The sequence below is a fragment of the Escherichia sp. GZ89 genome (assembly GCF_019366485.1).
Lineage (GTDB): Bacteria > Pseudomonadota > Gammaproteobacteria > Enterobacterales > Enterobacteriaceae > Escherichia > Escherichia fergusonii.
In genome coordinates, this window is record NZ_JAEOHX010000009.1 from 82,558 (window position 1) to 106,537 (window position 23,980).

Genomic DNA, 23,980 nt, shown 5'->3' on the forward strand with positions numbered 1-23,980 from the left:
TTAGCGGGCTTATTTCATAAAAACGATAATTAATAATGAGCGATTTGGTCGGCACGAGAGGATTTGAACCTCCGACCCCCGACACCCCATGACGGTGCGCTACCAGGCTGCGCTACGTGCCGACTCGTGGGAGCTAATACTACCGTTTTCCACACCGATTGCAAGGGGAGAAAACGGCTAACTGATTAATTATAAATCAGTTAGCGATAAAACGTTTTTCGTCAGTCAGTACTTGCAGTAGCAGACTGAGTTGTGGTTTCTGATCGCGAAGTTTTTCACCCTGCAAATTATAGGTCTGGTAGGTGCCGTTATTGTTCAGGACCAGCGTCATGGCCGAGGTTGTGATAGCCAGGGTACGACTGTCTGCCGACGTTACCCAACTGTGGCGGCGATTGGCGTTGAACAGATCTTGCCCCTGAGAATACTCATTTGCAGGTGTGCTTACATGTAACAGACGCTGCATCAGCGTAGTCATGACATCAGTATGATCTGTAAGAGTGTTAATACGCTGTGCTGGCGTTCCTGGCCAGTGAATCACGAGTGGTACCTGAAGATGACCGCGTGACCAGTCAAAATTACGCTGTTCTTCCGTAAGTGGAACACCTCGCCCGGCAGTAATAATCACCACCGTATTGTCCAGTTTTCCTGCATCTCGTAGCGCTGTGATTAAACGCTCGATTTGTTTATCGACTTTACCCGCTGCACGTGAATAACGACTGGTGAAACCACTCTGATTGCTGTCGTCCAGATTTGTGCCATTAAAGGAAACCCATGAGAACCAGCGGTTATCTTCCTGTGCGTAGCGCCCCAGCCAGTTGATCCATTGGCTGGCTGTTTGCTCGTCTGACTGTGTCCGCACGCTTGGCATCGAGAAATCTGAAAGCAAAGCCTGACGGTATAACGGGCTGGTAAAGCCATCAGAGGAGAACAGCCCCAACTGATAGCCCTGCTGGTTGAGCGCGCTGATCAACGCTGCTGGTGTACGGGTCGATAAAATACCGTCCATATAGCTCGGTGAGATACCATAGAACAGGCCAAAAATGCCGTTGTCGGTAGTGTTTCCTGAACTCATATGCCGGGTAAATGACACATTTTGTTCAGCAAACTCAGCCAGTGCTGGCATCTGCTGTTCAAAGCGCGAGTAGTTAAGGCCATCCACAGTAATTAACAGGACGTTTTGGCCTGTTCCCATATCACGGTATTGCAGCTCGCTTAGCGGATATTGTACGGATACCGCATCAGGATTACCCTGCTCAACCAACCGACGCTGATATTCCTGTGCATCCAACAACCCATGTTTTTCCAGAAAACGGCGTGCAGTCATCGGATAAGAAAGCGGCAGGTTGGCACGCTGCATGGTAATAGGGCGATAGAAGTTCGCATCGGCCCAGATATAAACCACATGGGAGGCGATAAAGGCGACGAAAAAGAAGGCCGCCAGCGGTTTGGCGAAATGCCGTCTGCGCGTCAGGCTGCGCAGTTTTTGCCAGCTCCATGTCGCAAACAACATTTCTATTAACAGGATAACGGGCACACTGATAAACATCAGTTGCCAGTCTCGTGCCATTTCATTCTGGTCAGGGTTGATGACCAGTTCCCAGACAATAGGATTTAAATGGAGATGAAAGCGGGTGAAGACTTCGCTATCGATAAGTAGCAGCGTCATTCCCACTGTTGCCAGAATGGCTGACAAATACCGCATCAGCCGCTGGGAACCGACAATAAAGGTCAGGGGAAACAAAATCAGCAAGTAGGTGGCAAACACCAAAAAGCTGAAATGGCCGATAATGCTCAGGTAAGAATAGATGCGACCTGCAAGCGTAGTCGGCCAGTCGGCAACAAACAGGTAACGACTGCCAATAACAATGGCCAGTAAAATGTTGAACAGTGCAAACCAGTGCCCCCAGCTAACCATCTGGGAGACTTTTTCACGGTAGCGCTGACGATGAGTTACCATAACGAGTCGTTCGTTTCCCCAAGCCGTCTCTTAATGCGCCGGGTCGTCGTTGATCGATGACTGCAGTGCGCGGGCAAAAGAGTTTGCAATCGCCTGGCGCTGGGCCGGGGCAATGCTGGTGTTTATAAGGTTAGTGACCATGTTTCCCAGAACCATCAGGGAAAGATCAGTAGGCGCCTTATGTTTTTCCAGTACGTTGAGCATCTCACCAAGGAGTTGTTCAACCTGTTCATCACTGTAACGAGAGAGTTGTGGCATAAATCAAAATCAATGAGTTGATGAAAGGGCAACATATTACCGTAGCAACAGCTTTTTTTCTGCTTTTTTATACCCTAAATCATACGTATTACAGACCAGGGTGCAAAATGACGGCCTTCGGCGGTTGCGTCGCCTCGCGGGTGGTGGTTGAATACCGCCCGGTCTTAAAGGAGAGTTTATCATGAGTCTGGATATCAACCAGATTGCCCTGCACCAGCTTATCAAGCGCGATGAGCAAAATCTTGAGCTGGTCCTGCGCGATTCATTACTGGAACCGACTGACACCGTTAGCGAAATGGTGGCGGAACTGCATCGTGTTTACAGCGCCAAGAATAAAGCATATGGCCTGTTCAGCGAAGAGAGTGAACTGGCGCAGGCTCTGCGTTTGCAGCGGCAGGGGGAGGAGGATTTCCTCGCCTTTAGCCGGGCAGCAACCGGGCGACTGCGTGACGAACTGGCAAAGTATCCCTTTGCCGATGGTGGTTTTGTGCTGTTTTGCCACTATCGTTATCTGGCGGTTGAGTATTTGCTAATTTGCGTGCTGAACAATTTAAGCAGTATGCGTGTTAATGAAAATCTCGACATTAACCCGACCCATTATCTCGATATCAATCATGCTGATATCGTTGCACGCATCGATTTAACCGAATGGGAAACCAACCCGGAATCAACGCGCTACCTGACTTTCCTGAAAGGGCGAGTAGGGCGCAAAGTAGCGGATTTCTTTATGGATTTCCTTGGTGCCAGCGAAGGGTTGAATGCGAAAGCGCAAAACCGTGGTCTGTTACAGGCGGTCGATGATTTCACTGCCGAAGCACAACTGGATAAAGCAGAACGACAGAACGTGCGCCAGCAGGTCTATAGCTACTGTAATGAGCAATTGCAGGCGGGCGAAGAGATCGAGCTGGAATCGCTGTCGAAAGAACTGGCGGGCGTCAGCGAAGTGAGCTTCACGGAATTTGCGGCGGAAAAAGGCTACGAACTGGAAGAGAGCTTCCCGGCAGACCGCAGCACGCTGCGTCAGTTGACGAAGTTTGCCGGTAGCGGCGGAGGCTTAACCATTAACTTTGATGCGATGCTGTTAGGTGAGCGTATTTTCTGGGACCCGGCGACCGATACCCTGACCATTAAAGGCACGCCGCCGAACCTGCGCGATCAATTGCAGCGCCGGACGTCTGGCAACTAATCTCGACCTTTCACTACTCTTCATACTTCAAGTTGCATGCGCTAAGCGCCATCTGGAATGATCCGATGGCGCTCTAAACTGCATACTGTGAATTGTTCTGAACCTGTTTATCAATAACTTCCCACAATGCTTTTACCTCGTTCTTTTGTCCCCACAAATTAAAAAAACACAAATAAACGAAGGTCCGAAACTGGATCGCATACTTGGTGCTACCACTATTGATTATTCAGTGTATATAAATTAGGTTTTGAAAAATATCGTTAATACAATGAATTGGATAATCTGGGTGTCAAAGCCTGGTACCATTATCAGGAGGGTATGTGGTTAATTTATTTAAAGCGCTAATTATATTTCTATTCACATCTTTAATTTCATTAAGTACAGCTGCAACGGAATCACGTCCCGATAAATTTATCGAAGCTAATGGGCTTAAAATCCATTATCAGGAGGGGGGAAACGGACCTCCATTATTATTGATTCATGGTGGAGGCCTGACTTCAAAAAGTTGGAAGGGAATGGCAGCTGTTGCCGCGAAGAATTTTCGTGTCATTATGCCTGACAGTCGTGGTCATGGTTTAACAAATAACCCTGATGGTCAATTTAGTTATGACCTGATGGCCGAGGATATGGCTGAATTAATCAAAGCACTAAAACTTGAAAAGCCGTTGGTGATGGGGTACAGCGATGGCGGCATGGTTGTTCTGAAGCTGATAAGTCGCTACCCGGATTTAGCCAGTGCTGCTGTGGTCGGAGGTGCAACACACCGTTTTGCATCTGCTCATTACATGAAGGGGATGGAGGTTTTCTATGGCAAAGGTGCGCCTCATCAAGTATTGACTGACGCTTATTTGAGTCAAATGGCACGCGACATGCCAGAAATGGTGACTTTTTTTCAGAATATGCATCATCCTGAGCAACCTGAATATTGGCGAATTTTCTTAAAAAATATTTGGCCAATGTGGACAACACCATTCTCTATAGCTGAGGATGTTAAAAAAATTCAAGTGCCAGTTATGGTGATTGCGGGTGATCGTGATGAATTTTTTACTGTTGAAGAAGTTACAGAACTCTATCATTTATTACCAAAAGGTGAGATGGCAATAATTCCAGGCAGTGGTCATGCGATATTTCAATCACCTGATAAGTCAACGCTTTTTTACATGTCTACTACTGCGTTCCTGAAACAACAAGTGGCAAAACGTTGACTAAATCACAGTATTTACTTTCAGAAGACATAAGTGATCTAGTGAGAGTGACTATAGACAGTACTTATTAACATCGCTAAGAAACAATAAAAAAGCTCCCGAAATCGGGAGCTTTTTAGTACTGAATTTAAAGATTCGCGAAGAAACGCTCAAACAGTACTTCCGCCTGCGCGGTATTTTTACAACTTATTCAGCGATTAAGCGCGAACGAAGTCGATGTGCAGCAGCTTAGGTTTGTACGGGTGACGCTGTACGTCCTGAGCTTTAACTTTGATTTCTTTACCGTCAACAACGATGGTCAGAACTTCGCTGTAGAATTCAGCTTTAACTTGCATGTTCATGACTTTGTCGTGATCCAGAGCAACAGCCAGCGGCGCTTCGTTGCCACCGTAGATGATTGCCGGGAATTTGTTAGCGGTACGCAGGCGGCGGCTCGCACCCTTACCCTGCTCGTTACGTACTTCTGCGTTGATAGTAAACATTTCTTTCTCTCTTAAATTAATCCTGCTACAGGCGACCCAGCAACAGGTAAGTGATCTGCTTTGCATATGCAAAAGCGGGCGAGATTCTATACTCAATCGCCTTGCACATCAATTAAAACTACCATTAACCGCGTAATTCGTGTGCCCGACGAAAACGACCTTCGTAATCAAACACTTTTTCGCGCACTTGCCAGTACTGGCCTTTCATTCGTGCGACGACGAAATCCGGATGGCGCAGCAACGCTTGTTGGGCGAGGATATCAGCAGCGGTGATCCAGCGCAGAGGGATGCCCGGTGTACGCGTATGCGGGCGGATAAAAAGCTGCTCGAAGGCGGTACGCTGGGCGGGCGTTTGCAGACGGAAACGCTCACTCACATCCGCGCCGTCTTCATCGTAATAGGTGATTTTCAGCCATTCGCCTTTCTCGTCGTGCCCATGCTGTAAAGACATGCCGCTACAGCGTAATACCAGCGCGTCTTTCAGTCGTAGCGCCGCTTTTAACATATCGTCCGGATCAACCAGTATGGTGTCACATTCGCGGCAGCGGCGGGCGGCAATATCATTTTCTGCGTTACATTGCGGGCAATTTTTAAAACGGAAACGGAAGTCACACTGTTCGCGATGTCCGTCATCATCTTCGAACCATCCCTGACAACGACGACCAAAGTGTTCAATCAATGTCCCGTCGGCGGTCGTTTTCCCCCAAAAGGTGTTGGCAAAACCGCAGGCAGGGCAGAAAACCTGTACCGGGACGTTGTCACTTTTGCCTTTTGGTGTACCGACCTCCGGCGCGTAGAGATCGTGAGGATTACCCGCATAATCAAGAATTAAGCAATCAGTCTTGCCGGGAGCCAGACGCAGACCGCGCCCGACAATTTGTTGGTAAAGACTCACTGATTCGGTAGGGCGCAGAATAGCGATAAGATCAACGTGCGGGGCGTCAAATCCGGTGGTCAGTACCGCGACGTTGACCAGATAGCGAAAACGCTGGGCTTTAAAATCTTCAATTAATACATCGCGTTCAGCGCCTGGCGTGTCGCCAGTAATAAGTGCTGCATCCTCAGCGGGCAGCAAGCCGACAATCTCTTTTGCGTGTTCGACTGTCGCAGCGAAAATCATCACCCCTTTGCGCGTTGCGGCGAACTCCATAATCTGGCTGATGATGTGCGGGGTAATACGTTGCTGTTTTTTCAGCTCGCGGTTGAGATCGGCTTCGCTGAACAGCCCGTTACTCTGTGCCTGCAATCGGCTGAAATCGTATTGCACTACTGGCATATCCAGTCGTTCTGGCGGCGTCAGATAGCCGTGTTTAATCATATAACGCAGCGGCAGCTCATAAATACAGTCGCGGAAAAGGGCTTTCTCATCGCCGCGTACCATGCCGTGATAATGAAACTGATAAATCCAGCCTTTGCCCAACCGAAAAGGCGTGGCAGTTAGCCCTAACAGGCGTAAGCGGGGATTCACTTTTGTCAGGTGAGTGAGGATTTGCTGATACTGGCTCTCTTCATCGTCACCAATACGATGGCATTCATCGACAATCAACAGTGAAAATTCACCCTGAAAGGCATCAAGGTTACGGGCGACCGATTGCACGCTGCCAAATACTACTTTACCGTGGCTCTCTTTACGCTTTAGCCCGGCGGCAAAGATATCGGCTTCCAGTCCCAGTGCCTGATATTTTGCATGGTTTTGCGCCACCAGCTCTTTAACGTGTGCCAGCACCAGCACACGACCACGCGCCAGCCGCGCCAGTTCCGCTATCACCAGGCTTTTACCTGCACCGGTGGGCAGCACGATAACGGCAGGGGTTTTATGACGACGAAAATGGTTGAGCGTGGCATCCACGGCTTCTTGCTGATATGGACGGAGTGTAAAAATCATGGTCTCGCGTAGGTAGATTATTCTGCTAATAGTATGCCATGGATCTTTTTCCCTTGAGGGATGTTATTAGACCGCTATACTGGGCAGACAACAGTTCAGATTTTCGGGTCAATGCCCGACCTCCGTTTTTACAGGCAAAATCACACACATGCGACTTGATAAATTTATCGCACAGCAACTCGGCGTTAGCCGTGCTATTGCCGGGCGTGAAATCCGCGGCAATCGTGTCACCGTCGATGGCGAAATCGTCCGTAATGCAGCGTTCAAACTGCTACCTGAACATGAAGTCGCTTACGATGGCAACCCGCTGGCGCAGCAACACGGTCCTCGTTACTTCATGCTCAATAAGCCTCAGGGCTATGTTTGCTCAACTGATGACCCGGATCACCCAACGGTGCTCTATTTTCTTGATGAACCGGTAGCGTGGAAACTGCACGCCGCAGGGCGTCTGGATATCGATACCACCGGTCTGGTGCTGATGACTGACGACGGTCAGTGGTCGCATCGCATTACTTCGCCGCGCCATCATTGCGAGAAGACCTATCTGGTGACACTGGAATCACCCGTAGCTGACGATACGGCAGAGCAATTTGCTAAAGGCGTGCAGTTGCATAATGAAAAAGATCTCACTAAGCCTGCGGTACTGGAAGTGATTACCCCAACGCAGGTTCGTCTGACCATCAGCGAAGGGCGTTATCATCAGGTGAAACGCATGTTCGCCGCCGTGGGCAACCACGTGGTTGAGCTGCATCGTGAACGTATTGGTGGTATTACCCTGGATGCAGATTTAGCCCCCGGTGAATATCGTCCGTTAACTGAAGAAGAAGTTGCCAGCGTCGTCTAACACTTTAATGACTTTCAGGAGCCCGTTGTGACCACTCGACAGCACTCATCGTTTGCTATTGTTTTTATCCTTGGCCTGTTGGCCATGTTGATGCCGCTGTCGATTGATATGTATCTACCCGCGCTACCGGTAATTTCAGCGCAGTTTGGCGTACCGGCGGGTAGTACGCAGATGACCCTGAGTACTTATATTCTGGGGTTTGCGTTAGGGCAGTTAATCTACGGGCCGATGGCAGACAGCTTCGGGCGTAAGCCGGTGGTTCTTGGCGGTACGCTGGTGTTTGCCGCCGCCGCGGTGGCGTGTGCGCTGGCACAAACCATCGATCAGCTGATTGTGATGCGTTTCTTCCACGGCCTGGCGGCAGCTGCGGCCAGCGTGGTCATTAACGCCCTGATGCGCGATATCTACCCGAAAGAAGAGTTCTCGCGGATGATGTCGTTTGTCATGCTGGTGACCACTATTGCACCGTTGATGGCACCGATTGTCGGCGGCTGGGTGCTGGTATGGTTAAGCTGGCATTATATCTTCTGGATCCTGGCATTGGCGGCGATTCTGGCTTCGGCAATGATTTTCTTCCTGATTAAAGAAACGTTGCCGCCAGAGCGCCGTCAGCCATTTCACATTCGTACCACTATTGGTAACTTTGCGGCACTGTTCCGCCATAAGCGTGTCCTGAGTTATATGCTGGCCAGTGGTTTCAGCTTTGCCGGGATGTTCTCATTCTTAAGCGCCGGACCGTTTGTCTACATTGAAATTAACCACGTCGCGCCGGAAAATTTTGGTTATTACTTTGCGCTGAACATTGTTTTCCTGTTTGTGATGACCATCTTTAACAGCCGCTTTGTTCGTCGTATTGGCGCGTTAAATATGTTTCGGGCAGGATTATGGATCCAGTTTCTGGTGGCGGCATGGATGGTCATTAGCGCGCTGCTGGGCCTGGGGTTCTGGTCTCTGGTGGTTGGTGTTGCGGCGTTTGTGGGCTGCGTGTCGATGGTGTCATCCAATGCGATGGCAGTCATTCTGGATGAGTTTCCACACATGGCAGGAACGGCATCGTCACTGGCAGGCACTTTCCGCTTTGGTATTGGCGCCATTGTTGGTGCATTGCTATCGCTGGCAACCTTCAACTCCGCATGGCCAATGATCTGGTCAATCGCTCTCTGTGCGACGTGTTCAATTCTCTTCTGTTTGTACGCCAGTCGACCGAAAAAACGGTGATCAATTGCACAATATGGGGGCCGTAAGGCCCCCTTTGTTGATGCATATCAACGACAAATTCATCATTTCTCCGCCTTTTGTTTGATTTATGTAAAATCAATTTATGTAAAAAGTCACACCATTGTATTTAAAAAGGTTGAGTTGGATCGCAGAAACGGGTACATATAGCCCGTCATCTGCTTATGTCTGTAAACATTATTTTAACAATGGCCAAACAGGTCAGGCAGACGGGGCATAACCTTTGCAATCTGTTTCAGGACGGATTGTTGATGATGTGTTAATATTGATGTAAATAAATTGTGAAGTATTTTTGCTTCCGGGGAATATCGTGACTACATTACAACTTTCAATCGTTCATCGTCTGCCGCAGAGCTATCGCTGGTCGGCGGGTTTCGCAGGTTCAAAAGTTGAACCGATTCCGCAGAACAGTCAGTGCGGCGAAAACAGCCTTGTGGCACTCAAACTGCTCAGTCCGGACGACGACAATGCATGGCCGGTAATGCATAAACTCAGCCAGGCCCTGAGTGATATTAAACTCTCCTGTTCTGTACTGGAGTGTGAAGGCGAGCCGTGTCTTTTCGTTAATCGTCAGGATGAATTTGCTGCAACCTGTCGTTTGAAAAATGTCGGCGTGGCGATAGCAGAGCCTTTTTCCAACAACAATCCTTTTTGAACGTCAGCTTAAGGCAATCAGCTGACGGGTATACTCGTGCTGTGGTGCATTGAAGACGCGTGTGCACGGCCCCTGTTCGACCACCTTTCCCTGACGTAAAACGATAACCTGGTGACATAATGCACGTACCACGTGCAGATCATGGCTGATGAAGATATAGGCCAGACCATGTTTTTGTTGCAGCGATTTTAACAATGCCAGAATTTGTGCCTGAACTGTGCGATCCAGTGAGGACGTTGGTTCATCCAGAATGATCAACGCAGGTTTGAGGATCAACGCGCGGGCGATAGCGATCCGCTGGCGTTGACCACCGGAAAATTCTGACGGGTAACGATGGCGGGTATCAGGCAATAGCCCCACTTCATTCATCACCGCGATCACCTGATCTTCACGCTGTTTTGCTGAAAGTACTGGCTGATGCACCCGTAACCCTTCCTCAATGATCTGCAATACGTTCAGCCGGGGATTGAGCGAGGAATTTGGATCCTGAAAAACAATCTGCATCCGATGACGAAATGGCAACAACTGGCGGCGACTAAGTTTCTCCAGCGGTTTACCATCAAACACGATGCTTCCCTGAGAGTTAATCAGTCGTAATAGTGCCAGTCCGGTTGTACTTTTACCGGAACCTGATTCTCCAACCAGCCCCAGTGTTTCACCTGCTCGGAGGTTAAAACTCACGTCATTAACCACCACGTTTTGGTCCACCACGCGCTTAAAAATACCTTTGCGGATCGGAAAAGCCACCTGTAACTGGTTGACGTTGAGTAACCGGACCGCTTGCTCGGGAAGCTGCACGGGATCGCCTGCGGGTTCGCTATTAAGGAGTTTTTGTGTGTAGGGATGCGCAGGAGTAGCAAATAACGCCTTAGCGCGATTCTGCTCGACACAGCGACCGTTTTGCATGACCGCTACACTATCGGCCAGTTTTCTGACAATGCTGAGGTTATGTGTGATAAATAACATGCCCATGTTCAGCTCGCCTTGCAGTTCGCGCAGCAGTTGCAGAATTTGTGCCTGAACCGAGACGTCGAGGGCCGTTGTGGGTTCGTCAGCAATTAACAATTCAGGGCGGGTCAGTAATGCCATTGCAATCATGACACGCTGACGTTCACCGCCAGAAAGTTGATGTGGAAAATCGTTCAGTCGCCTGGCTGCCTGACGGATACCCACGCGATCCAGACAACTGAGAATTTCACCACGCGCGGCTTCCCGGCGCATACCCCGGTGTAGCGCGAGCACTTCATATAATTGTTTTTCAAGAGTATGCAGAGGGTTTAGCGAAACCATCGGCTCCTGAAAAATCATGGCGATCTTGTTACCACGCACACCACGTAGTTTCTGCTCACTGGCATGAAGCAATGATTCACCATGAAATCGAATATCTCCGGCCAGATATTCAACAGGAGGAGAGGGTAGCAGCCGCAATATTGACAAAGCAGTAACACTTTTCCCAGAACCTGATTCCCCCACCAGCGCCAGTGTTTCTCCGGCGGCAACCTGCAGAGAAATATCATTTACGACCGTGCGTACAGTCTGCTGGTTGCGAAAACCCACCGATAAATTTTCAATGGTTAACAGAGGTTGACTCATTTCATACCGCCTTGCTGGGATCAAATGCATCGCGCACTGCTTCACCAATAAAGATCAGCAATGACAACAGAACAGCCACCGACAAGAAAGCGGTGATACCAAGCCACGGGGCCTGTAGGTTATTTTTCCCCTGTAGGAGTAATTCGCCGAGCGACGGGGAACCAAGTGGTAAACCGAAGCCGAGAAAATCCAGCGAGGTCAGGGTCGTAATCGAACTACACAAAATAAACGGCAAATAGGTCAGTGTGGCGACCATGGCGTTAGGTAACATATGACGAAACATAATGCTACGGTCACTGACGCCGAGCGCTTGTGCCGCCCGGATGTAATCGAAGTTTCGGGTGCGCAAAAACTCTGCACGTACTACAGGCACCAGCCCCATCCAGCCAAAAATCACGGTTATTGCCAACAACCACCAGAAATTCGGCTGCACGACACTTGAAAGAAGAATAATCAAAAACAGGGTCGGCATCCCGGACCACACTTCAACAAAACGCTGCCCCCAGAGATCGATTTTCCCACCGTAATATCCTTGTAATGCACCCGCTATGACGCCCATTACGCTGGAAAAAAATGTCAGTGTCAGACCAAAAAGAATTGAAATACGTGTGCCATATAAAATACGTGCCAGTACATCGCCGCCGTAAGCGTCTGTTCCCAGCCAGTTTTGTGCGGAAGGTGGTGAAGGGAAAGGTTTATCTGTCGCGTAGTTAATACTGTTCGCACCAAAGCGTATCGGCGCCCACAGCACCCAACCTTTTTCTTCCAGTCGTTGTTTGAGCCATGGGTCCTGATAATCAGCAGCACTGGCTAATGGTCCACCAAATTGACTTTCACTGTAATTTTTCACCAGTGGAAAATACCAGCTACCATCGTAGCGCACTAATAACGGTTTATCGTTGGCGATCAATTCTGCACATAAGCTCAAGCCAAACAGCATGAGAAAAATCCATAACGACCAGTAGCCGCGACGATTACGACGAAAACGTGCCCAACGGGCCTGATTCATAGGGCTAAGTCGCGACATTATCGTTCCTCGAAATCAATACGAGGATCGACCAGGGTATAGCTGATATCACTGATAATATTCAGCAGCAGGCCGATCAAGGTAAAAATATACAGAGTGCCAAACATTACCGGATAATCGCGGGATACGGTTGCCTCATAGCCCAGTAAACCGATGCCATTGAGTGAAAATATGACTTCAATTAACAACGAACCGGTAAAAAACATCGAGATAAAGGTGGCAGGAAAGCCAGCGATCACTAATAGCATGGCGTTACGAAAAACATGCTTCCAGAGAATGTTTTTTTCACTGACCCCTTTGGCACGGGCGGTGACTACATACTGCTTATGAACTTCATCAAGGAAAGTGTTTTTAGTCAGCATTGTCAGTGTGGCAAAACCGCCAATCACGGTAGCTGTGACTGGCAGGGTAATGTGCCAGAGATAATCAGTGATTTTTTGATACCACGGTAGCGTGTCAAAGTTTGCCGAAACCAGCCCACGCAGTGGAAAGAGGTCGTAGTAACTGCCACCTGCGAAGAATACAATCAATAAAATGGCGAATAAGAAAGTGGGAATGGCATAGCCGATAATAATAAATGCGCTACTCCAGACATCAAAACGGCTGCCATTGTGTACGGCTTTGCGGATACCCAGTGGAATCGAAACCAGGTAGATGATGAGTGTACTCCATAATCCAAGGGTGACAGAAACTGGCAGTCGCTCTTTTAGTAACGAGAGCACGGATGCGCTGCGAAACAGGCTATCGCCAAAATCAAAACGAATATAATCCCAGAGCATTTTGAAGTAGCGCTCGTGGATGGGCTTATCGAAGCCATAGCGATGGGTAATTTCTGCAATGACTTCAGGATCAAGGCCACGCCCACCACGATAGTTGCTGTCGCTGAGATTACCCACACCGGTTTGCGCGTGGCTGGCCTGCATCCCTCCGTTACCTGCGCCAGGCAGGGCGCTGCTATTGCCAAATTCAATATTGGCAATGGCCTGATCAACCGGTCCTCCTGGGGCAATCTGAACAATAAAAAAGTTAATTGTGATGATGGCCCAGATAGTCGGGATCACCAGTAATAAGCGACGAATAAGATAAGCGCCCATTTACTCTCCCTGTCGTTTGGCAGCAGGTAGTTTTGCGGCTTTATTGACGTCATACCACCAGGTATCGAGCCCGATAGTATAAATCGGGCGAATCGCCGGTTGGGAGAATTTGTCCCACCACGCCAGTCGGTCTTCTGCCATATACCACATCGGTAACATGTAGTAGTTCCATGTTAAAACGCGGTCCAGTGCGCGACCGAGTGGCACAAGTTTGGTTTTATCGCCCTGAGCTGCAATGATCTGCGTAATGAGCGAATCTATCACCGGGCTTTTCACGCCAGGGGCGTTATAAGTGGAGTCGATATATTGTGACGCCCACGAAATTTGTAAATCGGAGCTGGGCCACGGCATTGCCCGCCATAGTCGGGGCATCATGTCATAATCGCGGCTACGCATTCGATTGGTGATTTGGGAGTTATCGACCCGACGAATATTCATCGTAATGCCTAACCGTTGCAAACTATGCTGGAAAGGCAATATCCATTGGTTATTGCCGCTGGAAGGAACAAGCAACTCAAAACTGAGTGGTTTGCCTGTGGTTGCGTTAACTCGTGTCTGATCTTTCATTACCCACCCAGCCTCGTTTAATAAACTATCGGCTTTCAGTAGGTTTTCACGATCATAACCTTCACCTTTTGATACTGGCGGTTGATAAATTTGGGTGAAAACTTCCGGGGGAAGATCTTTTTTCATTGGTGCCAGCAATACCAGCTCAGCTGCGTCAGGGTAATTTCTGGCAGCATATTCGGTGTTCTGGAAGTAACTGTTGGTACGACTCCAGGCGTTATAAAACAGCGCCTTGTTCATCCATTCAAAATCAAAAGCCAGGGTGATGGCTTCTCGTACACGACGATCAGTGAATACCGGACGTTGAATATTAAATGCCAGCCAACGAGTGTCTTGCGCGGATTCGTTTTTTTGCTCGTCTTTGATGATGTATTTAAGGTCGAAATTTTTGCCACTGTAACGTGTAGCCCAATTTTTGGCGTCGTTTTCCAGACGCAAATCAAAAGCACCTGCTTTAAATGCCTCGAACGCGACGTTATCGTCGAGATAGTAGTCGTAGCGAATAGTATCGAAGTTCCAGCGTCCACGGTTTACCGGTAAATTCGCCGCCCAGTAATCCTTCACACGGGAATAGACAATATTCTGCCCCATTTTCCACTGCGTAATACGATACGGGCCACTGGCGAGGGGGGGAGTTGAAAGCGGATCGCTGAGTTTATGATCTTTCCAGTATTTTTCCGGCATGATCGGTAAAGAAAACAGGCTGAGCATATCGTCTTTACCGGGTTTGGCCAGCTCAAAACGTACTGTAAGAGGTGCGATGGTTTTTACCGTCGTGCCTTTGTATACCAGACGAAACTGCGGTACACCTTCGGTCATAAACTTATGAAAGGTAAACTCCACGTCACGAGCGGTAATGGGCGTACCGTCATGGAAACGCGCACGGGGATTTATCGCGACTTCGACCCATGAGAAGTCATCAGCATAGCGCGCGTTTTCGGCAATCAGAGGGTAGTAGCTGCCAGGTTCATCATCAGAGGTGGTAAACAGTGAGTCATAGAGTTGCTCGGTGCGTACACCAGGATTTCCGCGTAGAGAATAGCGGTTGAAGTTATCAAAGGTGCCAATTGCCGAAAGTGTGATTTCCCCTCCTTTGGGCGCTGCAGGATTCACATAATCGAAATGATCAAAATTAAAGGCGTATTTGGGTTCACCAAGTACAGCAAAAGCGTAACTTTCTTTAATTTCCTGCGCCTGTGCCACAAAACTAAACAGGGCGACAAATATCAGCGTCAGGTGAGCAATCATCTGCAAGGGATTTTCCTTAATAATTTGTTCCGCAAGCGGCAAGCGTCATATTTTAATCATAATGGACGCCTGTCTGGCTTACCACTGCGGTGTGTCTGGTTTCTTCAGCCATTGCACAAACTCATTCAGTGGCAATGGACGGCTGATCCAGTAGCCCTGAAGGAAATTAACGCCACGATCACGCAGCCATTTGGCTTGCTCTGGCGTTTCTACACCTTCGGCTACGGTCAGCATATTAAGGCGTTTTGATAAAGTGAGTACGGCGTCAAGCACTGGTGAGGTGACCGTTTCCGTACCAATCGCATTAATAAAGCCACGATCAATCTTCAGGTAATCAAGGGTGAAGCGTTCGAGATAAATCAATGCACTGTGCCCGGTACCAAAATCGTCAATGGCGATTTCAACACCGACGGAATGCAACCACTCAAAGAGTTGCGTAGCTTCGTGTTGCTTCAGCATATCACGCTCGGTAATCTCCAGAACGATCTGGAAATGATGCGCCGGTAAGGATTCGACTAACTGGCGGATATCCTTTTTGAACGTTTCACCATGCAGATGGTCAGGCGCAATGTTAATGCCGAACTTCACGCCAACTGGTAGTACCCGTTGCAGTACGTGGGCATCACGGCGAATAAGTTCAAAGAGATGTTGCGTCAGCGGTACGATCATCCGCTGGGCTTCGGCATAGTGAATAAAGGCATCCGGTGGGATCTCGCCCGCTACAGGATGACGCCAGCGCAGGAGTACTTCCAGCCCGGTTACCTTCAGGCTTTGTGTATCTACCGCCGGTTGATAGACCACATAGAACTGGTCGCGTTTAATCGCGGTAAGTATTTCTCTACCGGGACGCAGACGAACAGACAGAATATAAAAACAGAGCAGACCCGCTGCGATACCACTCATACCGCCAAGGAGTAGGGCGTACCACAAATCATTCCATGTCCATTCAGTAGCATAAAGGCGCACTGTCAGCGGTATACCTTCCACTTTCACCTGGCGTGCTGGCGGACCGCTTAGCTCATTGATATTGAGCAAGTGAGAAGAAGATGTTGAGAGCACCGTATCGCCAACAATCATGGCAATCCCGTCAAAATCTTCCTGTCGTGAGGTATAAAGAAGATAAGGCGTCAAATTAAGATTGAGTGCAGTGAAGACACCGCTGTTGCTGATAAGCGGATTGCGATACCAGATCACCATGGCGGGTTTCCCGGGCATCATGGGGGTTCCGGGCAAGATGGCGATATCAACATCTTTAGAAATATCCAGTGCCGGAACAAGGTGGGCGAGGGGGATATCCATATTGCCTGTTGCCGACGAGCAAAATGCTTTTTTATCTCTGACTAACAAAAAGGTCCGAACATTAAGACTGAACGCAGCTTTGGCAGTAAGTTCAGGGGCTGCTTTTTTACAGGACGATAACGTCAATGGCTGCAGCTTGTCGGTAGAGGTTTTCAGATCGGCAAAATAGTGGACCAGGTAAGTTTTGATATCTGTGATCAGCGTATCGTACTTCACCTCACGTTTATGCCAGCTCACTGTAAACTGTAAGCAACTGATGATAACAGCAACGACCAGGCCTGTAATGAAACAGGTAAGAAGGATTTTTCGACCTGATGCGTTGGCGGCTGTAAACATAGTTACTGAAGATATCCTGCAGAATTACAGTAAGTAAAGGGGGTATCAGGCAGGACTATAGCCTGGATTTTGCTGTATCGTCATACATTTCTTATGCCGAATGGCAGAAACAAAAAAGCACCGCCGAAGCAGTGCTTTAATGTTCTCGTCAGGATAACCAAGGGATAGCAACCTAACGAATATTAACTGCGACTCAGAACCCGGCGTGCTTCGTTGTAGCGTTTTTTCCAGTACGGCTCGTTCATGCTGGAAATAATAACGCCACTGCTGGTTGAGGCGTGAACAAACTGGTTGTTGCCAATGTAGATACCAACATGTCGCCCGGTAGAACCCGCGCGGAACAGAACCAAATCACCAGTACGCAAATTGCTGCGGGAAACAGATTTACCGGTTTCTTGTTGTTCCCAGGTGGAACGTGGTAACTCTAAGCCAAACTGCTCGCGGAATGTACGCTGTACAAAACCAGAGCAGTCGATACCTTTTTTGGTGCTGCCGCCAAGACGATAACGTACGCCTTTCCAGTCAGCATACTGATCCATAATTCGCGATTTAACGTCGACATTACGTACCAGATTTTCAAATTCATCCTGAGAAGCTTGCAGTGACGAATTATCGTTAACCACTGCACGTGTCTCAGGATGCATATTCTTTGCGGTGTTTGTTGTGCTACATGCAGAAAGCAGAACCGCAACTGCAATCGCGGGAATTCCGCGCAAGATATATCTCAAAATCGGTTGAGATTTGACCATGTTGTTTGTTATCCCTTGAAGTCCTTAACGATAAATATCGTTATAAAAAATGCCAAACGTGACGAGACTAATTACCTGTGCTTCTGGTGACAATTGTGTATGTACAAAACTGTGGCACAACGCACAAATTTATTCGTGATAAGAATAATTACCAGGCGAGGCAAAACGAGTTCGAGATTACCCGATCACAGCAGGCTTGGCGAGTGCTTTTACGCTATTTTTTATAAGAAAAAGTGATACAGAAAGTTAATAAGCGGCATTGGCTAAAGAAACATCAGGTTGTGTGTTAATTGAGCAACTAATTAATTTTCAACATGAATAAGATGATGAAAAGATGAACGAATGGCGGCGGAATAAGGATAAATTCATCAGGATTCATTTTAAATCCTGATGAACATGTTAATCACTGTGTGTTATTTGTTTTGAGTTTGTTTGTTTTTGCCGGGAAGATATTGCCCAAAAAGAGAAATGAGACGATCGCTTAATGGAGTCATTAGCCACCAGGGTAAACCAATCAAAATGACTGTTAACGATCCGACGGCGATATCAGTAAACCAGTGTGCGCCAATCATTACTCTTGGGAAGGCAAAAACCACAAAAATAATAAGGCCGATAATTCCGGCGATTTTGCCAAAATAGCGCCACATAAAAGCGGAAAAAATAAGCAACATCATCCCGTGATCACCCGGAAAACTGTCACGCGAAGCATCCTTTGTAGGAATTTGACTGAGTTCGCTAACGCGAACAATATCCGAAAAGGTGAGCGTTGGGCTGGCGCGTTTAACCGGAATTAATGCCTGCCCGAGCTGATTTAAAATCACGGCAGTCAGCAGCATGACCAGACCAATAATGACGATACGTCGCCTTCCAGCCTTTGATTCTTGCAACCAGAACCAGAGCATTAAACCGCCCATAGCCAGTAGCGAGCAGCCATCGAAAGCACGATTATTGGTTATTGCTACCAACCAGAGAAGTGGCTGACTTTCTATCACCTTATGATTGAAATAATGGATAATGCCTGAATCAACAGCTGCCCATATCCCATGTTCGGAGGGAAGATACCAGGAGAGGAATAAGCCCACTCCTGATAAATTGAGTAACAGAATCCGGTTTAGCTGTATTTTCATATTTACGTCTTCACTATCTAAAATCAGCGGGCAACCTTACTCACCTGTAACTAAACGAAGCTTCAACAGCGCGCTCTGCAAGGCATTCCAGTCGGTATCGGTACTGGAAATAAGCTCGATACGACTATCGGGCGGAGCAACATTTTGAGTTTCAATATGCAAATCGTCACCCTGACGATTAATCCGTACCAGACCTTCGGCAATACGCATTACACCTTTAACGCGTGCAACAGGGGCAAGACGAGCCCATTCAAGAACACCAATGGTGTCAAAGACGGTATCTGCATCGAATATCCAGCCGCAGGCCTGATGCCCCTGACCACTGTTGAGGCTACGTCGCCAACGTTGATGTGCTGGTAAACTTAGCGCTGCTAATCCTTTTCGTTCTACTGTCTGATGACTATGAGCTGCACTGGCAGGTAGCTCCGTGACATTTTTACGTGGCAGATCAAGGAGTTTTCCATCGATTCGGCCTTGTTCACACTGCACCAGTAGCCGATCTTCGCCATATTGTTGCCACCATTGTTGCAGGGCGTTTTCACTTTCATCCGTTGCCCGATCGCTTTTGTTCGCCACAATGACATCCGCAGCGGCAAGCTGGTCGCGGAAGTTTTCGTTATCAACCCTTTTTTTATCCAGCAACTGACGGGGATCGAGAATGCAAAGAGTGGCACGCAGATCAATCCAGGGTTCGTAAACCGGGGCGGTTAACAAATCAAGGATCTGTTTAGGATGCCCCAGTCCAGTAGGTTCAATAAGCAAACGATCCGGCTTTCCCTGACGCAGCAAAGTATTCAGCCCCACTTGCATGGGCAAGCCGTTAACACAACACATACAGCCGCCGGGAATTTCTTTCAATAACGCTCCGCTATCCGCGAGCAGGGCACCATCGATCCCCACTTCGCCAAATTCGTTAACCAGGACGGCCCATTTTTCAGCGGGATCTTTGTGCGCTAAAAGATGAAGGATTGATGTTGTTTTCCCGCTGCCGAGAAAGCCGGTAATAAGGTTGGTTCTGGTCACAGCCACTCCAGAAAAGATGAGAAACGAAATTTGCTATTAATCCTGGACAAAAAAGAGCAAAAAGAGAAGAACTGAGCGGGTAACCAGAGGGATCACCCGCTTATACCGCAGAAATTGTTAATTTTTTAGTGCATGAGCGACGGCTTGATGAGCACCATATTGCTCAATTTGCTGCCATGCTTCGCTAATCGCCTCAACAAATCGAGGATTGTCTGGCAGGTCGTCACCGAATATTTCATTGAGTGATAACAGGGTTTTTACTCGCTGCGCCGATGTGCTTTTTGCCACGAGTGTGGCGATTTTGTCACTAAGCGGATCACGAACATCTATGGTTTTGTTTACATCATCAAAGCCACTGACGTAACGCATCCAGCCTGCAACACCTAGCGCCAGCAGAGGCCAGGTACTTTCACGTTGCAAATGAATACGAATACTGGCGAGCATTCTCTGGGGCAATTTCTGACTGCCATCCATCGCGATCTGCCAGGTTTTATGCTTCAAAGCCGGGTTAGCGAAGCGCTCTACAAGTTTGTCGGCATAAAGCGTGAGATCAACATCCGTAATTTGCAACGTGGGGGCTTGCTCCTGCAGCATTAAACGTCGCGCAGCCTGGCGAAATACCTTGTCTTGCATACAATCGCTGATATGTGCAAAGCCTGAGAGATAGCCTGGATAAGCGAGAAATGAGTGGCTGCCATTAAGCATCCGCAATTTCATCTCTTCCCATGGCACGACATCCCGAACCATTTGTACACCTGCGACTTCCCATTCAGGTCTTCCGGCAACAAAATCATCCTCCACGACCCACTGAATAAACGGCTCACAACTTATTGCACAAGGATCAGTAACGCCCAGATGCTGAGATATTTCAGCCAGAGACTCTTCCGTTGCCGCAGGAACAATTCGATCAACCATTGTGGCAGGGAAGCTGACATGTGTTTTTATCCATTCTGCCAGTTCTGGTGAACGTCTTGCGGCCATTCCCAACACGGCATTTTTTACAACATGACCATTGTCAGGAATATTGTCGCAAGAGAGCACGGTAAAGGGTGGCAAGCCACGCTGGTGACGACGAGCCAGCGCTTCAACCAGAATGCCTGGAGCAGAATGGGGTTCTTGCGGAGATGCAAGGTCATGAAGGATTCTTGCGTTATGCAGATCAAGTTCACCCGTAGACGGGTCGATGCAATAGCCTTTTTCTGTAATGGTCAGTGAAACAATCGCCACCTGCGGTTCGCAGAATTTCTCAATAATGGCGGCTAATGAATCCAGTTTCGCATTAAGACATTCATGAACAGCGCCAATAATAATGGCCTGATCGCCCTCAGCGCCTTTCTCAAGAACAGTAAATAGATGGTCCTGCTCACGGAGTTGACGCATTAAATGATCGCCGCTAAACAGGCTGATTTCGCAGATCCCCCAGTCACCACCACGGGCATTAAGTACCCGGTCAGTTAATAAAGCCTGATGTGCCCGATGAAACGCACCAAAGCCAAAATGAACAATACGGGATTGTAGCTTTTGCCGATCATAATGTGGTGTCAGCACTCCCTGGGGAAGTTGGGCTGAGGCGATGGTTTTCATTGATGGCACACCTTAAGAATGTTTGTACTAAATATTGTTACTTTAAAGTTATATGACAGAAAATAATATTGGTGTGATTTGTTAATAATCTGAAGTGTGAAGGATATCAATCTTTGGCCGGAAAGAAGGGGGGATTGGTATAATAAGTTTAATAAAAAAGGGCAGCCTGCGCCGCCCTCAGTTTCAGATTGCGCAAATTAGTCTGCGCGGCCCATATAACGGCGTTCTTCGATATGGATACGAATTTTTTCGCCCGGGCTTAAGTATTCCGGCACCTGAATCACCAGACCCGTGCTCAATGTCGCTGGTTTGTTACGGGCGCTGGCAGAAGCCCCTTTGATGCCCGGTGCCGTTTCAATAATTTCCAGATCAACTGTTTGGGGTAATTCAAGTGCCAGCAGTTGGCCGTCCCAGGTCAGAACCTGCATATCCGGCATGCCACCTTCCGGCATAAACATCAGCTCTTCTTCAATCTGGTCTTTGGTGAAGGTATACGGGGTATAGTCTTCTTTATCCATAAAGACATACTCGTTGCCATCAACATAGGAGAAATCGACGTAGCGACGAGTCAGCGTTACTGTGTCAACAATATCGTCGCCTTTAAAACGTTCTTCAACTTTCAGCCCGGTACGGACATCGGAAAAACGCATTTTATAAAGCGTTGCAGCACCACGTGCCGTCGGCGATTGAATATCAATATCTTTCACCAACAGCAGTTTGCCGTTGTAATTCAGCACCATACCTTTTTTAATTTCGTTCGCTCTTGGCATCGAAAAAATTCCTGTTTTGCAAAGTGTCAAAAATATCGCGTCAAACTACTCGTGACGGGCCTTTCAGGCAAGGGGTAATCGTACTTTTGTCGTGGTAAAAAAGGTGTTAATGTGCGCGCTCATCACTCCGGTGGTTAACCAACAAGAGAATACCCTATGGATTGCCGTCCGGACTGTGGTGCATGTTGCACAGCGCCTTCAATATCAAGCCCCATCCCCGGAATGCCTGACGGCAAACCTGCAAATACGCCTTGTATTCAACTTGATGAACAACAGCGCTGCAAAATTTTCCTCTCGCCACTACGCCCTAAAGTCTGTGCCGGGTTACAACCCAGTGCTGAAATGTGCGGGCAAACGCGTCAGCAAGCGATGACCTGGCTTATTGAACTTGAAGCCCTGACAGCTCCCTAAACGTCCCGAATTTTGAAAAGACAAAACACGGCAGCAACGGTCATTGCTAATGCGAACCAGAAGACAGAATGATAACTCCACAGTTCAGCGGCGATTCCGGCCAGCGATCCGGCGATAATCCAGCCAACACGAATCGTATTGGTATAGAGCGTGGTGGCTGATCCTGCCTGTCCGGGCATTAAATCCTGAAAATAGAGCATTCCAATACCGCCGAGAATCCCAATATAAATAGCGTTCAGCAGCTGCAAGCCGAGCAATACCATTGGTGAGTGAGCGAGCAACATTCCTGCATAAAATGCAAAACCTGCTGCTACGGCAATGATCATCAGCAGGCGTTTACCCAACCGTTTAGCAAAATAACCTGCAATCAGCATTGTGGGTATTTCCAGGCCTGCTGCTGTACCCATCATCACACCTGCAAGTTTTTCCGGTAGATGCAATTCATTAATGATAAACAGCGGCATATTAATGATATAGAGGCTGTTAGTGCCCCACATCAGCGTACAGATAGCAAATAGCAACAGGGTATCGCGACGATTACGACGTGGCGCTTCCAGTGTTCCAACGGCGAGAGGAGCATCTTTGCGCATTGAAGGTAAAAACAGCCATACCATCACGCCACAGACAATAAATGCTACCGCAGCGCTGAGGTACATCACGGTGAAACCAAACCCCATGGCTAACGCATAAGCCAGCGGCGGACCAATCACCCAGGCCAGAGACACCTGAGCGCGCAAAAATGAACTAAACATCACCGCTTCCCGACCCGTGCGATCGGCATGTTCCCGCGCCAGAGCAAACATTTGTGGGTTGGAAGTCGAACCGAAACTGCTAAGAAATACACCAAGAAACAACAAAATAAAGTAATTGCGATTCCAGGCGAAAAGTACACAAGCCAACGTGCCCATCAGACAACAAAAGACAATCAACTTTTTACGATCACCTTTTTTATCTGAACGTCCTGCCAGAAATTGACTTACCAGAATGCCGATCACCGCACTGCCGGTAAAAAAGAAACCAACCATACCAGGCCGGGCATGGACTTCATCCGTCAGAAACAAACTTAATGTGGGAGTTTGTAGCGCCCCGGCAATACCGGTGAGAAAGGCCACGATGAGAAATGCCGTGGCAGTCAAATCAAACGCCTTAGGCGTGGAGACAGCAGGGGAGTTATGCATACATCGGTATCTGTGACGTAAAGAGATGCGGAGTTTACGCGGCTTGTCAGAAAATAAACAGGTTGCCAAATCAAGCACGCCACGAAATGTCAAAGGCTGAAATCAGCTGAAAACGTGCTGGCTGAAGTAATGTATCGTTCAGCAAATAAGATTTTTAGACGTAAAAATGTGCATTGTGTCTAATTTTTGTGATCAATTTTACGGCTTTGCTTGCGAAGTTCCGCAGATGGATCGAAACTTCTTGAAACGTTTCAGCGCTATCGTAT

21 protein-coding genes and 1 tRNA gene are annotated in these 23,980 nt (G+C 48.2%); 6 read left to right on the forward strand and 16 right to left on the reverse strand.

Going from position 1 to position 23,980, the window contains the following annotated elements:
- Nucleotides 1-45: 45 nt before the first annotated feature.
- From K0335_RS15220 to K0335_RS15230, 3 genes are all read right to left on the reverse strand, one after another.
- Nucleotides 46-122, reverse strand: a tRNA-Pro gene (locus K0335_RS15220).
- A gap of 74 nt (nucleotides 123-196) precedes the next feature.
- Nucleotides 197-1,957 (reverse strand): LPS biosynthesis-modulating metalloenzyme YejM, encoded by a 1,761-nt coding sequence (gene yejM / locus K0335_RS15225; protein WP_000256138.1) that lies wholly within the window; start codon nucleotides 1,955-1,957, stop codon nucleotides 197-199.
- 30 nt (nucleotides 1,958-1,987) lie between these two features.
- Nucleotides 1,988-2,215, reverse strand: a complete 228-nt coding sequence (locus tag K0335_RS15230; RefSeq protein ID WP_001135908.1) for a YejL family protein — start codon at nucleotides 2,213-2,215, stop codon at nucleotides 1,988-1,990.
- A 181-nt stretch (nucleotides 2,216-2,396) separates the two neighbouring features.
- Here K0335_RS15230 and yejK point away from each other — a divergent pair, with 181 nt between their 5' ends.
- Both yejK and K0335_RS15240 read left to right on the forward strand, forming a co-directional pair.
- Nucleotides 2,397-3,401: a nucleoid-associated protein YejK gene (yejK, locus tag K0335_RS15235; RefSeq protein WP_000050772.1), complete on the forward strand. Its 1,005-nt coding sequence runs from the start codon at nucleotides 2,397-2,399 to the stop codon at nucleotides 3,399-3,401.
- Nucleotides 3,402-3,721: 320 nt separating this feature from the next.
- Nucleotides 3,722-4,606 (forward strand): alpha/beta fold hydrolase, encoded by an 885-nt coding sequence (locus K0335_RS15240; protein WP_000247640.1) that lies wholly within the window; start codon nucleotides 3,722-3,724, stop codon nucleotides 4,604-4,606.
- 197 nt (nucleotides 4,607-4,803) lie between these two features.
- On the opposite strand, the gene rplY is transcribed toward K0335_RS15240, so the two are convergent.
- Nucleotides 4,804-5,088: a 50S ribosomal protein L25 gene (gene rplY, locus K0335_RS15245; protein ID WP_000494197.1), complete on the reverse strand. Its 285-nt coding sequence runs from the start codon at nucleotides 5,086-5,088 to the stop codon at nucleotides 4,804-4,806.
- A 124-nt stretch (nucleotides 5,089-5,212) separates the two neighbouring features.
- On the reverse strand, nucleotides 5,213-6,973 hold the full coding sequence (locus K0335_RS15250) for a DEAD/DEAH box helicase (RefSeq protein WP_000578096.1): 1,761 nt from the start codon (nucleotides 6,971-6,973) through the stop codon (nucleotides 5,213-5,215).
- Between the two features lie 148 nt (nucleotides 6,974-7,121).
- Here K0335_RS15250 and rsuA point away from each other — a divergent pair, with 148 nt between their 5' ends.
- The 3 genes from rsuA (at nucleotide 7,122) to K0335_RS15265 (ending at nucleotide 9,708) form a co-directional block, all read left to right on the forward strand.
- Complete coding sequence (gene rsuA / locus K0335_RS15255; RefSeq protein WP_001234856.1) at nucleotides 7,122-7,817, forward strand: 16S rRNA pseudouridine(516) synthase RsuA; 696 nt, start codon at nucleotides 7,122-7,124, stop codon at nucleotides 7,815-7,817.
- Nucleotides 7,818-7,844: 27 nt separating this feature from the next.
- The gene (bcr, locus tag K0335_RS15260) at nucleotides 7,845-9,035 is read left to right on the forward strand and encodes a multidrug efflux MFS transporter Bcr (RefSeq protein WP_000213372.1); all 1,191 of its coding nucleotides are present in this window, start codon (nucleotides 7,845-7,847) and stop codon (nucleotides 9,033-9,035) included.
- Between the two features lie 328 nt (nucleotides 9,036-9,363).
- Entirely contained in the window at nucleotides 9,364-9,708 is a 345-nt protein-coding gene (locus tag K0335_RS15265; RefSeq protein ID WP_000209718.1) for a YejG family protein, read from the forward strand.
- 3 nt (nucleotides 9,709-9,711) lie between these two features.
- Here the strand turns inward: K0335_RS15265 and yejF are convergent, their stop codons facing one another.
- The 10 genes from yejF to yeiP all read right to left on the reverse strand — a co-directional run bounded on the left by yejF (nucleotide 9,712) and on the right by yeiP (nucleotide 22,125).
- Nucleotides 9,712-11,301: a microcin C ABC transporter ATP-binding protein YejF gene (gene yejF, locus K0335_RS15270; protein WP_160194134.1), complete on the reverse strand. Its 1,590-nt coding sequence runs from the start codon at nucleotides 11,299-11,301 to the stop codon at nucleotides 9,712-9,714.
- Between the two features lies 1 nt (nucleotide 11,302).
- The gene (locus K0335_RS15275) at nucleotides 11,303-12,328 is read right to left on the reverse strand and encodes an ABC transporter permease (RefSeq protein WP_000088891.1); all 1,026 of its coding nucleotides are present in this window, start codon (nucleotides 12,326-12,328) and stop codon (nucleotides 11,303-11,305) included.
- Nucleotides 12,328-13,422 carry a microcin C ABC transporter permease YejB gene (locus K0335_RS15280; protein WP_000501574.1) on the reverse strand — a complete coding sequence of 365 codons (1,095 nt, stop codon included), beginning with the start codon at nucleotides 13,420-13,422 and terminating at the stop codon, nucleotides 12,328-12,330. The genes K0335_RS15275 and K0335_RS15280 overlap by 1 nt, the downstream gene beginning before the upstream one ends.
- On the reverse strand, nucleotides 13,423-15,237 hold the full coding sequence (locus K0335_RS15285; protein ID WP_000560235.1) for an extracellular solute-binding protein: 1,815 nt from the start codon (nucleotides 15,235-15,237) through the stop codon (nucleotides 13,423-13,425).
- Nucleotides 15,238-15,315: 78 nt separating this feature from the next.
- Entirely contained in the window at nucleotides 15,316-16,872 is a 1,557-nt protein-coding gene (locus K0335_RS15290) for a cyclic di-GMP phosphodiesterase (RefSeq protein ID WP_000493376.1), read from the reverse strand.
- 182 nt (nucleotides 16,873-17,054) lie between these two features.
- Entirely contained in the window at nucleotides 17,055-17,621 is a 567-nt protein-coding gene (mepS, locus tag K0335_RS15295; RefSeq protein WP_000241014.1) for a bifunctional murein DD-endopeptidase/murein LD-carboxypeptidase, read from the reverse strand.
- 413 nt (nucleotides 17,622-18,034) lie between these two features.
- A complete protein-coding gene (locus tag K0335_RS15300; RefSeq protein ID WP_104919411.1) occupies nucleotides 18,035-18,748 on the reverse strand; it encodes a phosphatase PAP2 family protein in 714 nt (237 codons plus the stop codon).
- A 36-nt stretch (nucleotides 18,749-18,784) separates the two neighbouring features.
- On the reverse strand, nucleotides 18,785-19,771 hold the full coding sequence (locus K0335_RS15305) for a GTP-binding protein (protein ID WP_104919412.1): 987 nt from the start codon (nucleotides 19,769-19,771) through the stop codon (nucleotides 18,785-18,787).
- Nucleotides 19,772-19,888: 117 nt separating this feature from the next.
- Nucleotides 19,889-21,355: a mannitol dehydrogenase family protein gene (locus K0335_RS15310; RefSeq protein ID WP_160194133.1), complete on the reverse strand. Its 1,467-nt coding sequence runs from the start codon at nucleotides 21,353-21,355 to the stop codon at nucleotides 19,889-19,891.
- A gap of 197 nt (nucleotides 21,356-21,552) precedes the next feature.
- On the reverse strand, nucleotides 21,553-22,125 hold the full coding sequence (gene yeiP / locus K0335_RS15315; protein ID WP_002431443.1) for an elongation factor P-like protein YeiP: 573 nt from the start codon (nucleotides 22,123-22,125) through the stop codon (nucleotides 21,553-21,555).
- Between the two features lie 156 nt (nucleotides 22,126-22,281).
- On the opposite strand from yeiP, the gene K0335_RS15320 reads away from it, so the two are divergent.
- Nucleotides 22,282-22,536, forward strand: a complete 255-nt coding sequence (locus tag K0335_RS15320) for a YkgJ family cysteine cluster protein (RefSeq protein WP_015953559.1) — start codon at nucleotides 22,282-22,284, stop codon at nucleotides 22,534-22,536.
- Here the strand turns inward: K0335_RS15320 and setB are convergent.
- Nucleotides 22,533-23,714: a sugar efflux transporter SetB gene (gene setB / locus K0335_RS15325; RefSeq protein ID WP_000551996.1), complete on the reverse strand. Its 1,182-nt coding sequence runs from the start codon at nucleotides 23,712-23,714 to the stop codon at nucleotides 22,533-22,535. The two genes, K0335_RS15320 and setB, sit on opposite strands and share 4 nt — an antisense overlap.
- Nucleotides 23,715-23,980 lie beyond the last annotated feature (266 nt).

Bases quoted from the DNA above. Each gene is read 5' to 3' on its own strand.
- K0335_RS15300 (WP_104919411.1), bottom strand. From the start codon at position 18,748: ATGAAAATACAGCTAAACCGGATTCTGTTACTCAATTTATCAGGAGTG.
- yejK (WP_000050772.1), top strand. From the start codon at position 2,397: ATGAGTCTGGATATCAACCAGATTGCCCTGCACCAGCTTATCAAGCGC.
- K0335_RS15280 (WP_000501574.1), bottom strand. From the start codon at position 13,422: ATGGGCGCTTATCTTATTCGTCGCTTATTACTGGTGATCCCGACTATC.
- K0335_RS15230 (WP_001135908.1), bottom strand. From the start codon at position 2,215: ATGCCACAACTCTCTCGTTACAGTGATGAACAGGTTGAACAACTCCTT.
- K0335_RS15310 (WP_160194133.1), bottom strand. From the start codon at position 21,355: ATGAAAACCATCGCCTCAGCCCAACTTCCCCAGGGAGTGCTGACACCA.
- K0335_RS15320 (WP_015953559.1), top strand. From the start codon at position 22,282: ATGGATTGCCGTCCGGACTGTGGTGCATGTTGCACAGCGCCTTCAATA.
- K0335_RS15250 (WP_000578096.1), bottom strand. From the start codon at position 6,973: ATGATTTTTACACTCCGTCCATATCAGCAAGAAGCCGTGGATGCCACG.
- rsuA (WP_001234856.1), top strand. From the start codon at position 7,122: ATGCGACTTGATAAATTTATCGCACAGCAACTCGGCGTTAGCCGTGCT.
- yeiP (WP_002431443.1), bottom strand. From the start codon at position 22,125: ATGCCAAGAGCGAACGAAATTAAAAAAGGTATGGTGCTGAATTACAAC.
- yejM (WP_000256138.1), bottom strand. From the start codon at position 1,957: ATGGTAACTCATCGTCAGCGCTACCGTGAAAAAGTCTCCCAGATGGTT.
- rplY (WP_000494197.1), bottom strand. From the start codon at position 5,088: ATGTTTACTATCAACGCAGAAGTACGTAACGAGCAGGGTAAGGGTGCG.
- K0335_RS15290 (WP_000493376.1), bottom strand. From the start codon at position 16,872: ATGTTTACAGCCGCCAACGCATCAGGTCGAAAAATCCTTCTTACCTGT.
- mepS (WP_000241014.1), bottom strand. From the start codon at position 17,621: ATGGTCAAATCTCAACCGATTTTGAGATATATCTTGCGCGGAATTCCC.
- K0335_RS15275 (WP_000088891.1), bottom strand. From the start codon at position 12,328: ATGTCGCGACTTAGCCCTATGAATCAGGCCCGTTGGGCACGTTTTCGT.
- yejF (WP_160194134.1), bottom strand. From the start codon at position 11,301: ATGAGTCAACCTCTGTTAACCATTGAAAATTTATCGGTGGGTTTTCGC.
- setB (WP_000551996.1), bottom strand. From the start codon at position 23,714: ATGCATAACTCCCCTGCTGTCTCCACGCCTAAGGCGTTTGATTTGACT.
- K0335_RS15285 (WP_000560235.1), bottom strand. From the start codon at position 15,237: ATGATTGCTCACCTGACGCTGATATTTGTCGCCCTGTTTAGTTTTGTG.